The sequence below is a fragment of the Geothermobacter hydrogeniphilus genome (assembly GCF_002093115.1).
Classification (GTDB): Bacteria; Desulfobacterota; Desulfuromonadia; order Desulfuromonadales; family Geothermobacteraceae; genus Geothermobacter_A; species Geothermobacter_A hydrogeniphilus.
In genome coordinates, this window is the sequence record NZ_NAAD01000026.1 from 22,079 (window position 1) to 35,790 (window position 13,712).

General features: G+C 62.3%; 10 protein-coding genes. 5 read left to right on the forward strand and 5 right to left on the reverse strand.

The genetic code is table 11. The annotated features are described in order from the left end of the window. Positions 1-3 precede the first annotated feature (3 nt). Complete coding sequence (locus B5V00_RS15040) at positions 4-1,932, forward strand: bifunctional DedA family/phosphatase PAP2 family protein (RefSeq protein ID WP_085011638.1); 1,929 nt, start codon at positions 4-6, stop codon at positions 1,930-1,932. Positions 1,933-2,128: 196 nt separating this feature from the next. Here the strand turns inward: B5V00_RS15040 and B5V00_RS15050 are convergent, their stop codons facing one another. From B5V00_RS15050 to B5V00_RS15060, 3 genes are all read right to left on the reverse strand, one after another. After that, complete coding sequence (locus tag B5V00_RS15050) at positions 2,129-2,587, reverse strand: hypothetical protein (protein ID WP_085011639.1); 459 nt, start codon at positions 2,585-2,587, stop codon at positions 2,129-2,131. Between the two features lie 130 nt (positions 2,588-2,717). Then, complete coding sequence (locus B5V00_RS15055) at positions 2,718-4,121, reverse strand: sigma-54-dependent transcriptional regulator (RefSeq protein ID WP_085011640.1); 1,404 nt, start codon at positions 4,119-4,121, stop codon at positions 2,718-2,720. Next, positions 4,118-5,398 (reverse strand): sensor histidine kinase, encoded by a 1,281-nt coding sequence (locus B5V00_RS15060; protein ID WP_085011641.1) that lies wholly within the window; start codon positions 5,396-5,398, stop codon positions 4,118-4,120. The genes B5V00_RS15055 and B5V00_RS15060 overlap by 4 nt, the downstream gene beginning before the upstream one ends. Positions 5,399-5,681: 283 nt before the next feature. Between B5V00_RS15060 and B5V00_RS15065 the strand changes: the two genes are divergently transcribed. Both B5V00_RS15065 and rocF read left to right on the forward strand, forming a co-directional pair. Then, on the forward strand, positions 5,682-6,779 hold the full coding sequence (locus B5V00_RS15065; RefSeq protein WP_085011642.1) for a putative NPN-dependent ornithine cyclodeaminase: 1,098 nt from the start codon (positions 5,682-5,684) through the stop codon (positions 6,777-6,779). Continuing rightward, positions 6,779-7,675 carry an arginase gene (gene rocF / locus B5V00_RS15070; protein WP_085011643.1) on the forward strand — a complete coding sequence of 299 codons (897 nt, stop codon included), beginning with the start codon at positions 6,779-6,781 and terminating at the stop codon, positions 7,673-7,675. The genes B5V00_RS15065 and rocF overlap by 1 nt, the downstream gene beginning before the upstream one ends. 30 nt (positions 7,676-7,705) lie before the next feature. On the opposite strand, the gene B5V00_RS15075 is transcribed toward rocF, so the two are convergent. After that, positions 7,706-9,352, reverse strand: a complete 1,647-nt coding sequence (locus B5V00_RS15075) for an acetolactate synthase large subunit (protein ID WP_085011644.1) — start codon at positions 9,350-9,352, stop codon at positions 7,706-7,708. Positions 9,353-9,709: 357 nt separating this feature from the next. On the opposite strand from B5V00_RS15075, the gene B5V00_RS15080 reads away from it, so the two are divergent. Then, positions 9,710-11,968 carry an inorganic phosphate transporter gene (locus B5V00_RS15080; protein ID WP_085011645.1) on the forward strand — a complete coding sequence of 753 codons (2,259 nt, stop codon included), beginning with the start codon at positions 9,710-9,712 and terminating at the stop codon, positions 11,966-11,968. Positions 11,969-12,025: 57 nt separating this feature from the next. After that, positions 12,026-13,240, forward strand: coding sequence for an L-serine ammonia-lyase, iron-sulfur-dependent, subunit alpha (locus B5V00_RS15085; protein WP_085011646.1), 1,215 nt, complete (start codon positions 12,026-12,028; stop codon positions 13,238-13,240). A gap of 68 nt (positions 13,241-13,308) precedes the next feature. On the opposite strand, the gene B5V00_RS15090 is transcribed toward B5V00_RS15085, so the two are convergent. Then, positions 13,309-13,578: a thioredoxin family protein gene (locus tag B5V00_RS15090; RefSeq protein ID WP_085011647.1), complete on the reverse strand. Its 270-nt coding sequence runs from the start codon at positions 13,576-13,578 to the stop codon at positions 13,309-13,311. Between the last annotated feature and the right edge of the window lie 134 nt (positions 13,579-13,712).

Sequence of the window (13,712 nt, forward strand, 5' to 3'; positions counted from 1 at the left end):
CACATGGACTGGACACACCTCTGGACCGACAGCTTGCAGTGGGTCAGCCTGCATCCGGTGGTCGCTTACCTGTCGATCGGACTGATCTCTCTGTCGGAGTCTCTGGCCCTGGTCGGGTTACTGGTTCCCGGCACGGTGATGATGGTCGGCATCGGCGCGCTGGCCGGCAGCGGCGCGCTGTTGATCAGGCTGACTCTGCTGGCGGCGATGGCGGGGGCCATCGCCGGTGACGGTATCAGCTTCTGGCTGGGGCGTCACTATCACCGTGAGATCGGCCGAATCTGGCCCTTCAGCCGCTATCCGCAGATGCTGGACAAGGGCGAGGCGTTTTTCAACCGACACGGCGGCAAGAGTGTTTTCTTCGGACGCTTTGTCGGCCCGGTGCGACCGGTGATTCCGATCGTCGCCGGGATGCTCGACATGCCGGCCGGGCATTTCCTGATCGTCAATATTCTCTCAGCGATCGGCTGGGCCTTCGCCTACTTGATGCCCGGCGTAGTGCTCGGCACCTCCATGGCCCTGGTTGGTGCTGTCAGCACCCGTCTGGCGGTACTGCTCTTTCTCTTTCTTGGCCTGCTGTGGCTGGCCTGGCAGTTGGCTCGCCGAGGTGCGCGGTTGCTGATGTCCCTCGGCACTGACGAGAGTCGTCCCCTGCTGGTGCTGGGGATTGCCCTTGTGGTGGCGGCCGGGCTTTTTCTGGGAGTTCTTCAGGACCTGCTCAGTGGTGACCCGCTGGTTTTGGCTGACCAGTCCGTCTATCATTTTCTGCAGGCCCTGCGCAATCCCTGGGGAGACGCCCTGCTGGTGGCGGTGACCGAACTGGGCGATGCGACCAGCAATATCGCGGTCATCGGCACTGTTGTTGGTTTGCTGGTGTTGCGAAGACAGTATCGTTCACTGCTCTACTGGTTGGCGGCGGTTGGTGGTGGTGTCGGTCTGGTGCAGTTGTTCAAATGGCTGCTACACCGGCCCCGGCCGATCAATATCTACCAGGGGATCTCCTCCTGGGGCTTTCCCAGCGGGCATACCACCATGACGGTCGTGGTCTACGGATTTCTGGCACTTCTGCTGATCCGCGGTCTATCATCACGCTGGCGATCCTGGCCGTTCGTCTTTGCCTTGACGCTGTCGTTGCTGGTGGCTTTTTCCCGTATCTACCTCGGTGCCCACTGGCTTTCGGACGTGCTGGGCGGGATGGCCCTCGGCTGGGCCTGGGTCTGTATTCTGGGGCTGTTCTATCTGCGTCGGCAACCCGTATTCGATGGCCGCGCCCTAGTCCCGGCGGCCCTGCTGGCGTTGGTGCTGGCTGGTTCCTGGCATATTGGCAGCCGTCACAACGCGGACCTGACCCGTTATCGGGTCCAGGCGCCGGTCCAGAGCCTGTCGGCTGCGGACTGGTGGCATCAGGGCTATCAACATCTTCCGGGGTGGAGGACCAGCCTGCTGGGAGACCGTGAACAGCCGCTGACGCTGCAGGTTGCAGTGCTGCCGGAGGAGATTGTTGCGACGTTGCAGCCCAGAGGATGGAGGACCGTACAAGGAGAGACCGCCAGGCGGTATCTGAACTTGGTCACCTCCCACCCGGATATTGCCGAATTGCCGGTGTTGCCCCAGTTCGCCGCGGGAGAAAAGAGCGTCCTGACGATGATCCGCCCTGCTTTCGGCGAAGGGAGGATGGTGTTGCGTCTCTGGCCAAGTTCCTGGCAACTGGACAACGGCCGGAGGATTTTTGTTGGGGTGATTGAAACCGAGACGGTACGACCGTTTGCTGAGTTGTTGACCCTCCCCCTGGGGAAAAAGGATTTTTCCGAGGCACTGCGGACTTTGAGCATCGACCTTTCGCGATTCAAGATGGGGATCAGGGAGCGGTCGACTCTCCCTCCCGTACTGTTGTTGAAGAACAGACAGAACAACCTGTCGCAAGGACAATAAAGGTATGTTGCATTAGATTGTCAGCTGGATCGTCGCCACCGTTGGCCACTGGTGGGGTTCCCCGGATATCACCGGGCTGATGTTTCTCGAGCCCGTCTTTTCCCCTTTTCCCGGTGAGGTGGTGGTGTCGCCGGCTGGCCGGGCTAGCGTGGATGAACCTGCTCCCGTTCGCTGCTTTCACAACCCTCGGCGCCTGTTACAGTTTTGATCCCGCCAGGATGAGATCCCCTTTGATTGCCATCAGGTTGATTTTTTCACCCAGGGTTTTCAACTTCGTCGGCACTCTGGTCGGCTCGCCAACCATTGTTTCAAGCAGTTCGTCGATCATGACCACGACTTTGAGGGCGGCAGAGGAGACCGGTTCTCCGCCGGTCTGACTGATCCGGGTCAGCAAGGTCTTTGCCCGGCGCAACTTTTTTGCTGTTTCAGTAGCTCGTCCCAGGTAATAAACCCGGTCGGCATCGTAAATCAGCTGGCGGACTTCGGTCATGGGGAGATAATACTGTTCCAGCTGTGCGAACTTCTCGCGGGTTTTTTTGAGGGCAGCCCGGGCGGCAGCTGTATCCTGGTCTGCGAGGGCGCGTTGCACTTTTTCCAGTTCGGCTCGGACCCTTTCATGGGCATCTTTCAGATATCTGAAGTCACTGTTCTCCAAGACAGGTTTCCAGGGAGCAGGAGGCTGGTTCTGACAGGCGGAAATGATTGCAAGTGAGAGAAGAAGAATGCAGGCGATTCGTATTCTGGTCATGGCTGCCTCTGTGGGATTGCACAGGTGAATTAATGTTTCATGGAGACTGAGGTTCGTCAGATGACGGGTTGTCGCTCAGTCGGTACTTTTTCAGTTTGTACTGCAGGTTGCTGCGGCTGATGCCAAGATTCCTGGCTGCCTGCGCCTGGATACCGCGAGCTTCAATCAGGGCGCCGCGGAGGACGCTTTCTTCGACCCTGTCGAGGTAGTCCGGCAATGATTCGCCGGGATTTCTTTCCGGCCTCGCCCGTTCCGGATCGGCCGGCCGGTCGTTGTCGCTGCCCAATTCCGCCGGCAGGTCGCGGCTCTGCAGCTGGGTGTCGTTGCAGAACAGCAGGGCGCGTTCGATGGTGTTGCGCAACTCGCGGATATTCCCCGGCCAGTGGTACTGTTTCAGGCGGTCCATGGCCGCGGGAGAAATTCCGGTTACGTTGCGATTCAGCTCCGCGGCCAGGTTCTGCAGGAAATACTGGGCCAGCAGCGGGATGTCGTCAACACGTTCACGCAGCGGCGGCACCGGCAGTTCAACAACGTTTAGCCGGTAGTAGAGATCCTCGCGAAAAGTGCCGGCGGCGACCATGTCGCGCAGGTCGCGGTTACCGGCGGCAATGAGGCGCACGTCGGCCCGCAGCTCGATGGTCCCCCCGACCCGACGATAGACCTTTTCCTGCAGCAGGCGCAGCAGTTTCGGCTGCATGGCCAGCGGCAGTTCGCCGATCTCGTCGAGGAACAGGGTGCCGCTGCCGGCCATTTCCACCAGCCCTTTTTTGCGCTCACCGGCGCCGCTGAAGGCTCCCCGCTCATGGCCGAAGAGTTCGCTTTCCAGCAGGTTTTCTGGAAAGGTGGCGCAGTTGACGGCGACCCATGGGCCTTGGCTGCGACTGCTGCTGCGGTGGATGATGCGGGCGACCAGCTCCTTGCCGACACCGCTTTCACCGCTGATCAGGACCGGACTCGGGGCCGGCGCGATGCGGGCGATCTGCTCCAGCAGCTGGCGGATGGAGGGACTTTCGCCGATCAGTTCCCGGCCATAGGATTTTTCCAGCTGGCGCCGCAGTGCCTGGTTCTCGATCTGGATGCGGGAATGCTCCAGGGCCTGGTGAATGACCAGCAGCACCTCGTCATTATTGAACGGTTTCAGCAGGTAGTCATGGATGCCGGACTTGAGGGCCGTAAGCGCCGTTTCCACCGTGGCATAGGCGGTCATCAGGATAAACGGCAGCTTCCCGTAGCGCTCAACCACGTTGCGGTAGAATTCCAGGCCGTCCATCTGCGGCATCTTCAGGTCGGACAGGATCAGCGCCACGTCTTCTCGGGAGAGCAGTTCCAGGGCGGCGAAAGGATTTTCGGCCAGGCTCACCCGGTATCCGGCGCCACGCAGCAGTTCGGCCAGCACCAGGCGATAGTTTTTTTCATCATCCACGATCAGGATGTGGTTCATGGTTCGTTGTCCTCCAGCGGTAGAGAAAGGGTAAAGGTACTTCCCCGGCCGGGGGTGCTGGAAAAATCGAGTTCGCCGTTCTGGGCTTCGATCAGCTTGTGAGCGTTGGCCAGCCCCAGCCCGGTCCCCTTGTCACGGGTGGTGAAGAACGGGTTGAAGATCTTGTCGTGCAGGCCGGGATCGATCCCCTGGCCGGTGTCGCTGACCCGGACCAGGGCCCTGGAGTCGGTCTGCTCCAGGCTTACAGAGATTTCCTGCCCGGGGGTACAGGCCTGGACGCCGTTCAGCAACAGGTTCAGCAGCACCTGCTGCAGCAGGTTGCTGTCGGCCCTGACGGTGACCGTTGCCGGGGTTTCGACCCGCAGGACCACCCCCGCCTGGTCGGCCACCGGCCGGAAACCGTCTACCGTTCTGTCGATCAGCCCCTTGAGGTCGCAGGGTTGCAGGTTGGCCCGGGTGTCGCGGCCGAAGGTCAGAAAATCGGTGATCAACCGATTCAGCCGGGTTGATTCTTCCTGGATGATGCCCAGCAGTTCCATGGCATCTGGCCCGGATTGTTCCCGGCGTTGCTGCAGCAGTTGCGCGGTGCTGGTGATGATGCCCAGCGGATTGCGGATTTCGTGGGCCACCCCGGCGGCCATCTCTCCCAGCGCGGCCAGCCGGTCGCGGCGCCTGAGCTGCTGCTCGGCGGTGGAGAGCTGCGCCAGGGTTCGGGTCAGCTCGTTCTTCTGCTCCGACAGCTCGCGGTTGAGAGCCTGTTGCCGCTGCAGCTGGCCGCGGGCTTCACTGGAGAGGGTCTGCACCAGCAGTCCGACGAACAGGTAGGTCACGCAGATCAGGACGAATTCCGGGAATTCATCCCAGAAATCACCGGCGGCGATGAATCCTTCCGGCAGCAGGAGGAAATAAGCCAGACCGGCCACCGAGGCCACCAGGGTTGTGCCGGCCAGGCTGAGACGGCTGGCGGCCATGACGATGGGCAGCAGCGAGACCAGCCAGAAGAGGCTTTCTTCGTCGGGCCGGGTTGTGGCCCAGAGCAGGAAGGCGCAGAGCAGAAGATAACAGCCGAGATGCAGCCAGGCCTGCGTCTGTGAACGATACGGGCGGTTGCCGAGCAGGAATGTCGAGGCCAGATGATAGACCACCAGCAGGCCGAAGGAGAGGCTGACCCAGAAAGGGTCGAGTTCCGAAGAGAATCCGAACAGCAGGATCAACAGCAGTCCGAGAATCCCGATCTGGCTGCGGACAATGGTTCGGGCATGGTTGGTGTCGGCCATCGTTTTCTCCCCTCGTATCGACGGGCCAGAATCGGTGACGTCTTCGCCGATTCTGGCCCAGCATAGAAGTTGCCAGCCGGGGAAACAAGACTGTTCGGGGTTTGATGTAAAAAAAATTGTACGACGGGGTCGTTACGGCTCTGCTGAAGGGATCCTTCAGTGCCTCTCCGCCGACAGGGATTTTCCCCCTTTTGCGTGGAACGATTTCTGCTATGCTGAAGAGACTTGAAGTTTCCCTGAATCCTCTTGATTCCGGGTTTAGCCATCATCTGCCGGAGGTTTCATGTCCGATCTTATCCCCCCCTACCATCATCCCGACTTTTCCACCCCGGAGCTGACTTCGGCGCCGGTGGTCAGCACCGAAGCCTCGCCCGCCGACGGGGTTGTCCCGCGCAATTTTCACGGTACCTCGAACTACCCGGAATATGTCCATCTCGGTGGTGGTCGCTGGGTGCTGGCACCGGAAAGCCGCATGGATTCGGTGCTGGTGCTCGACGGTGACCAGCTCGAGGTCGTCGAGGCGCGGCGGGTCAGGAAGGGGCAGCGGGTGGTGGTCGGACGGACCGAGAATGGCGAAGAGGGCATCTACGTCCATACCACCGGTTTCGAGCCGGAGGGGCAGGAGGCGACCGACAAGTTCGCCTTCCGCACCCGCGGTACCCGCGAAACCCCTTTCTCGCGCAGTTACGACGAGCTCTACCAGGTGTTGCGGCATGATCGCGACCATGGTCATATCGTCTGGGTTCTCGGTCCGGCGGTTGCCTTTGACAAGGACAGCCGGGCGGCGATGCAGGGGCTGATCGAGAATGGTTACTGCCACGCGCTGCTGGCCGGCAACGCCCTGGCGACTCACGACCTGGAGGGCGGCTATTTCCGTACCGGACTCGGCCAGAACATCTACTCGCAGGAGCTGCAGCCCCTCGGCCACTACAATCATCTCGATATTCTCAACGAGGTACGCCGGGCCGGATCCATCTCTGCCGCCATCGAGCAGCTGCAGATCCGCGACGGCATCATCTACGCCTGCGAGAAACAACAGGTGCCCTATGTGCTGGCCGGTTCGATCCGCGATGACGGGCCGTTGCCGGAGGTGATCGCCGACGTCTACCGGTCGCAGGACACCATGCGCGCGCATGCCCGCAAGGCAACGGTGGTGATGGCGCTGGCGACCCAGCTGCATTCGATCGCCTTCGGCAACATGGTCCCGAGCTACCGGGTCGAGGCCGACGGCAGCGTGCGGCCGGTTTTCTTCTACATTGTCGACATGACCGAATTTTCCGCCGATAAGTTGGCCAACCGCGGCTCGGCCCAGGCCCAGGCGATTCTCACCAATGTGCAGGACTTCATGGTCAACCTGTGGAACAATCTTAAGGACTCGTGATGACGAAGCGGCGCAAGGTTCAGATCATCGGCGTGCCGATGGATCTCGGACAGGATCAGCGTGGGGTCGATCTCGGTCCCGGCGCGTTGCGCTACGCCGGTCTGGCGGCAAAGCTGCGGCGGCTCGACCTGCAGGTCGATGATGCCGGCAACCTGCCGATTCCGGTGCGGGACGCCCTTGACCCCTCTCGGCCGGAACGGTTCCGCAACGCTATCCTGCAGGTCTGCGAGACCCTCTACCGGGTTGTCGCGCGGGCGGTCATGGACGGGTATATACCGCTGATCCTCGGCGGTGATCATTCGCTGGCCATCGGTTCGGTCGGTGGCGCGAGTGACGCGGCGTCGACCGGCCTGTTGTGGATCGACGCCCACGGCGACTTCAACACGCCGCGCTCTTCCCCGTCCGGCAATATCCACGGCATGCCGCTGGCGACCCTGCTCGGCGAAGGCGACCCGGGGCTGGTCAATGTCGGCCGCAAGGGCGCCAAGCTGCGCGGCGAGGACGTGGTGCTGCTCGGCATCCGTGATCTTGACGACGAGGAGAAGGAGCGTGTCCGCGCCAGCGGCATCTGCGTCCTGACCATGCGCGATATTGACCAGCGCGGCATGGGAGCCGTCATGGAGGAGGCCCTGGAGCGGCTTTCCGGTCATGCCAGGCTGCACGTCAGTCTCGATGTTGATGCCGTCGACCCGCGCGAGGCCCCCGGGGTCGGAACCCCGGTTCCCGGCGGTCTCAGTTACCGCGAGGCGCAGTTGGTGATGGAGATGGTCGCCGATTCCGGTCGCCTTGCCGCTCTCGATATTGTTGAAATCAACCCGATCCTCGATCACCGCAACCAGACCGCGCAACTGGCAGTCGCCCTGGCCGCTTCGCTGTTCGGCCAGCGGATCCTCTGACCCGGTGTCCGCTGTCTTCCCCTTCCCGTTTCAGATGCGGCAGACCTTGTGCCGCAGCTCGTCGATCAGCACCCGGTTGTTTTCCGAATAATCGACCGGCAGGTCGATCAGGTGTACGCCGCCGGCGGTGAAGCACTGTTCCAGCAGCGGAGCGAAATCTTCGGCTTTTTCCACCCGGTGACCGCCGATGCCGTAGCTGCGGGCGTGCAGAACGAAATCGGGGTTGCCGAACTGCAGGCCGAAATCCTCGAAGCCCATGGCGTACTGCTTCCAGCGGATCATGCCGTAGGAACCGTCGTTGAGAACCAGCACCACCAGGTTGAGCCCCAGGCGTCGTGCCGTTTCCAGTTCCTGGCTGTTCATCATCAGGCCGCCGTCGCCGCAGATCGCCATCACCCGGCGATCGGGATAGAGTCGCGCCACCTCCATCGCCGAGGGGAGCCCGGCGCCCATGGAGGCCAGGGCGTTGTCGAGCAGCACGGTGTTCGGCTCCAGGGCCGGGTAGTTGCGGGCGAACCAGATCTTGTAGACGCCGTTGTCGAGGGCGATGACACCGTTGTGGGGCATCACCCGGCGCACGTCGGCGACCAGGCGCTGCGGTTTGACCGGGAAGGAGGGATCGTCGGCCAGCTCCCGCAGGTGGATGTCGAGGCTCTCCTTGACCTGCCGAAAGGCGGACTGGTCCTTTTCCAGCCGGCCGACCTCGATGGTCATGCGGCTCATGCTGTCGGCGATGTCGCCGACCACGCTCAATTGCGGGAAATAGACATTGTCCACCGACGCGCTGCTGAAGTTGACGTGGATCACCTGCTTGCCGCCGTGTTCCATGAAGAAGGGCGGCTTCTCGACCACGTCGTGGCCGACATTGATCACCAGGTCGGCCCGTTCGATGGCGCAGTGGATATAGTCATTGTCGGACAGGGCGGCGGTGCCGAGGCACTGCGGGCTGTTCTCATCCACCACCCCCTTGCCCATCTGGGTGTTGAAGAAATAGATGCCGGTCTCCTCGACAAAACGGCGCAGGGCGCTGCGCACCCGGTTGCGGTTGGCGCCGGCGCCGATCAGCAGCAGCGGGTATTCGGCGGCGCGGATCATGTCGGCGGCCTGGACCACCAGCCGCTCGGCGGCACAGGGCCGGCGGTTGCGGGAAATCTGGAAGACCGGCGTTGTGGTCTTGTCGACCGGTTCGCGGGCGATATCCTCCGGCAGTTCCAGGTGAACCGCGCCGGGGCGTTCTTCCTGGGAGAGGCGGAAGGCTTCGCGCACGGTACTCGGGATCAGGGTGACGTTGACGATCTGGCGCGTGTACTTGGTCAGCGGGCGCATCATCTCCACCACGTCGACAATCTGGAACTGCCCCTGCTTGCTGGCCTTGATAGGTTTCTGTCCGGTGATCATCACCATCGGAAAAGCGCCCAGCTGCGCGTAGGCGGCGCCGGTGACCAGGTTGGTGGCACCGGGGCCGAGGGTCGCCAGGCAGACCCCGGGCTTGCCGGTCAGGCGGCCGTAGGTGGCCGCCATGAAAGCCGCACCCTGTTCGTGGCGGGTGAGGATCAGTTCGATGTGCGATTGGCGCAGGGCTTCGAGAAAGTCGAGATTCTCCTCGCCGGGAACCCCGTAGATAACCTCCACGCCCTCATTTTCCAGGGCCTTGACCAGTAGATCGGATGCGTTCATCGGTAGTGTCCTGTGTGCGGGATCGGGTTCAAAAAAGGGGCGGCGATGCATGGTTAAGAGCTGCCGTGACCAGGTGTCGGAGGTCACTGGAGCGCAAGCCTGCCAGGGTTCAGTTTAGCAGCTCTGGAACAGTTTGAAAGGGACGACAGGCTGTTTCCGTGCGCCCGCAAGTGGCCAATAAGGCGACGGCGCGGGCCGGGTTGTGCGGGCGCCCGGGAAAAAGTTGAAATTCTGCTTTGTCTGGAGTTCGTTTTGGGTTATGTATGCCCCTGCGGGAGGGGATGATACGTGACTATTTTTTTATCAGCCTGAGTCAGCGTGGAGTGTCTGGTTCAGGGCAAAGGAGCGACAGGACAGATGAGTACGGATTTTCTCCTGATCGGTGTAGGTATTCTCATTGTCATCGCGGCGATCGACCTGATGGTCGGGGTCAGCAACGACGCGGTCAATTTTCTCAACTCCCCGATCGGCTCACGGGTTGCGCCGCGGATGACCATCATCTTCGTGGCCAGCCTCGGCATCCTTGCCGGCGTGACCTTTTCCAGCGGCATGATGGAGGTTGCCCGCAAGGGCATCTTCCATCCCGAATTTTTTACCATGCCGGAGCTGCTGACCGTTTTTCTCGCCGTCATGATCAGTGATGTCATTCTGCTGGACCTGTTCAACACCTACGGTCTGCCGACCTCGACCACGGTGTCGGTGGTGTTCGAATTGCTCGGCGCCGCGGTGGCGGTCTCGGTGTGGAAGATTTTCGAAGCCGGCGACAGTCTCGCCAGCCTCGGCCAGTACATCAACTCGGCCAAGGCGATCGCCATTATTCTCGGCATCCTGCTGTCGGTGGTGGTTTCGTTTGTCTGCGGCACCATTGTCCAGTTTCTCACCCGACTGCTGTTCACCTTCGACTATCAGCGCCGGATCAAGCGTTACGGCGCGCTCTGGGGCGGTGTGGCGCTGACGTCGATCACCTATTTCATCCTTGTCAAGGGCGCCAAGGGCGCCTCGTTCATGACCAGCGACAATGTCGCCTGGATCAAGTCCCACACCCTGCTGATCATGTTCGGCATGTTTGTCGCTTCCGCCATCCTGCTGCAGTTGCTGCAGACGTTCAAGGTCAACATCTTCAAACCGATCATCCTGATCGGCACCTTTGCCCTGGCGATGGCCTTCGCCGCCAACGACCTGGTCAACTTCATCGGCGTGCCGATGGCCGGTCTGCACGCCTACAAGGCGGCCATGGCGTCCGCCGACCCGCTGCATGTCACCATGGGCGCGCTGGCGCATAAAATCCCCTCCGAAACCCTCTACCTGCTGATCGCCGGCGCGATCATGGTCGGCACCATCTACCTGTCGCGCAAGGCCCGCAGTGTCACCGAGACCACCATTCAGCTCAGTCAGCAGGACGAGGGGATCGAACGCTTTGAGTCGATCGGCCTGTCGCGCGCCATCGTGCGGCTGGTGCTGCACCTGTTCGACAGTGTTCGGGTCATCATCCCTGCCCGGCTGCGGCACTGGGTGGCCAACCGTTTCGATGCCGAGCAGGCGCCGCCGGTCGAGCTGCACGGCGGCCGACCGTCCTTCGACCTGATCCGCGCCTCGGTCAACCTGATGGTCGCCAGCGTGGTGATCTCCTATGCCACCGCCAACAAGCTGCCGTTGTCGACCACCTACGTCACCTTCATGGTCGCCATGGGAACCTCCTTCGCCGACCGCGCCTGGGGACGTGAGAGCGCCGTCTACCGTATCACCGGGGTGCTGACCGTGGTCGGCGGCTGGTTCATGACCGCCGTCATCGCCTTCACCTTCGCCTCCATTTTCGCCACCGTCATCTTCTTTGCCAAGGGGGCCGGCGTGCTGATGCTGGTGGTCCTGGCGGCGCTGATGATTTTCAATGCCCATCGCAAGCACCGGGCGATGACCGAAGAGGCGAAGAAGGAACATATCTTCAACCTCGAGTCGGTCGAGGATGCGTCCTCGGCTTTGGAGACGACCTTCGGGCACATGAGTTTTCTGCTGCGGGAGATCAGCGACTCCCTCGATGCCTGTCTGGCGGCTCTGTTTCGGGGGGATTTCGATACCATCGGTGTGCAGCGCAAGAAACTGAACCGTTTCCAGCAGTGGTCGGGCATTATCAGCGCCAACATTTTCAAGGCGATGCGGCTGCTCGATCAGAAGGGTATGGCCATCAGCCACAAGTATGCCCAGACCGTCCGCCGGTTGCAGAAGCTGACCGACGGTCACCGGGACATCGTCCTGCGGGCCTATACCCACGTCGGCAACCACCACAAGGGGCTGCTGCCGGAACAGGTCGAGGAACTGGAGCGGGTCCGCGCTCAGCTGCGGGATATCCTCCAGGAAGTGGCCGAACTGATCAGTCGCGGTCGGATTGCCGACCTCGCGCAGCTGACGGCGAAGGACCAGGCGCTGCGGTCGCTGGCCGCCGAGCTGAATGAAAAACAGGTCGGGCGGATCAAGGACAACAGTTCCAAGACCCGGCTCAGCATTCTCTATTACGGCATCATCGGCAACGCGATGATGATTTCGAAGCAGAACCTCGAACTGCTGGAGATTTTCAACCAGTCCTTTTCGGAAGTTGAAAAAGGCGATTCACCGGCATGACCGGCGCCTGTTGAGGCGCCGACCGCTGTCTGAACCCTGATGACGGAAGCGACCCCCATGGAATCGATCCGCCAGCTCTATCGCGTCGGCCTGGGCCCTTCGAGCAGTCACACCATGGGGCCGCGTTTTGCCGCCGAACTGTTTTTGCGGCGGCAACCCGACGCGGCCGCCTACCGGGTCACCCTGTTCGGCAGCCTGGCCGCCACCGGGCGCGGCCACCTCACCGACCGGGCGTTGCAGGATGCCTTCGCGCCGCGTGGGGTCGAGATCGTCTGGCGGCCTGAACAGGCGCTCCCGGAGCATCCCAACGGCATACGTTTCGAGGCCCTGACCACTGCCGGCGAGGTTTCCGCCGACTGGGAAGTCTGCAGTGTCGGCGGCGGGGCGCTGCGTGACGCCGCGGGACCGGTCGGGGAACCGGGGGCCGAGGTTTATTCGCTGAACCTCCTGGATGACATTCTGCGGCACTGTGAACGGCAGGGAGAATCTCTCGGCGATTACGTGCTGGCCCGTGAAGGTGCGGGGATCGAGGCCCACCTGGAAACCGTCTGGGCCGCGATGCGGGCCGCTATCGACCGGGGATTGCAGACCGAAGGGCCGCTGCCCGGCGGTCTCGGCCTGGCGCGCAAGGCACGTTCCTTCCACCGCAAGGCTTCATTGTTCGGCCCTCACCTGCAGCAGAGCGGCCTGCTCTGTGCCTATGCCTATGCGGTGGCGGAGGAAAACGCCGCCGGAGGCACCATCGTCACCGCGCCCACCTGCGGCTCCTGCGGGGTATTGCCGGCGGTGCTGCGCTATCTCGACGAAACTCTCGAATGCAGTCGGCAGGACATTCTCCGCGCCCTGGCGGTGGCCGGACTGATCGGCACCCTGGTCAAGCACAACGCCTCGATTTCCGGCGCCGAGGTCGGTTGCCAGGGGGAGATCGGCACCGCCTGCGCCATGGCCGCGGCGGCGGCGACCAAGCTGCACGGCGGCAGCCTGGCGCAGATCGAGTACGCCGCCGAGATGGGTCTCGAACATCACCTCGGCCTGACCTGCGATCCGGTCGGCGGTCTGGTGCAGATCCCCTGCATCGAGCGCAATGCCCACGCCGCCGCCCGCGCCCTCTTCTGCTGCCATTTCGCCCTGCTCTCCGACGGCCGCCACAAGGTTTCCTTCGATACCATCACCAAGGTAATGAAGGAGACCGGACAGGCGCTCCCCTCCCTCTACCGGGAAACCTCCGGCGGCGGCATCGCCCAGGCTTATGACGGGGAACGGAAGGATTGAGATCAGGTTGGATTGGCGAACTGGTGACGGGGCCCTCAGGGCGTCCCCGTCACGTCATCTCCGTCGCTTCAGGACAGGGGCCTGCCGAGCCCGGCGGCCCGCAGCACCTGCTCATCGAGCCCGCGGCCCGCGCAGCAGCCGGCGAGTTTGCCGTCAATGGCCACCGCCGGAACTGAGCGAACCCCGAGGCTTTGCGCGCGGGCGGTGGTCACCGGATCGTTCATGTCCAGCACGCTGATATCGCAGGACGGGCAGGCAAGGTTTCTGACCTGCTCTACGGCCTGCCGGCAGGTCGGACAGCCGGCACTGAAGACTTCAATTTTACGCTTGTTGGTCATGGTGATACTCCTTTTTGCGTGGTGGGTTTGCCTGCCTCGCCCTGAATGCAGGCCGGGCAGGTCCTGGCTTTTCAGGAGACTGTTGATGAAATGGTCTCCCCCCACTACCTAAATCGGCGTCAAGGCGCCATGAT

Excerpts from the sequence above, each read along its gene's own strand:
- B5V00_RS15040 (WP_085011638.1), top strand. The coding sequence starts at position 4 with ATGGACTGGACACACCTCTGGACCGACAGCTTGCAGTGGGTCAGCCTG.
- B5V00_RS15055 (WP_085011640.1), bottom strand. The coding sequence starts at position 4,121 with ATGAACCACATCCTGATCGTGGATGATGAAAAAAACTATCGCCTGGTG.
- B5V00_RS15060 (WP_085011641.1), bottom strand. The coding sequence starts at position 5,398 with ATGGCCGACACCAACCATGCCCGAACCATTGTCCGCAGCCAGATCGGG.
- B5V00_RS15065 (WP_085011642.1), top strand. The coding sequence starts at position 5,682 with ATGTCCGATCTTATCCCCCCCTACCATCATCCCGACTTTTCCACCCCG.
- rocF (WP_085011643.1), top strand. The coding sequence starts at position 6,779 with ATGACGAAGCGGCGCAAGGTTCAGATCATCGGCGTGCCGATGGATCTC.
- B5V00_RS15075 (WP_085011644.1), bottom strand. The coding sequence starts at position 9,352 with ATGAACGCATCCGATCTACTGGTCAAGGCCCTGGAAAATGAGGGCGTG.
- B5V00_RS15080 (WP_085011645.1), top strand. The coding sequence starts at position 9,710 with ATGAGTACGGATTTTCTCCTGATCGGTGTAGGTATTCTCATTGTCATC.
- B5V00_RS15085 (WP_085011646.1), top strand. The coding sequence starts at position 12,026 with ATGGAATCGATCCGCCAGCTCTATCGCGTCGGCCTGGGCCCTTCGAGC.
- B5V00_RS15090 (WP_085011647.1), bottom strand. The coding sequence starts at position 13,578 with ATGACCAACAAGCGTAAAATTGAAGTCTTCAGTGCCGGCTGTCCGACC.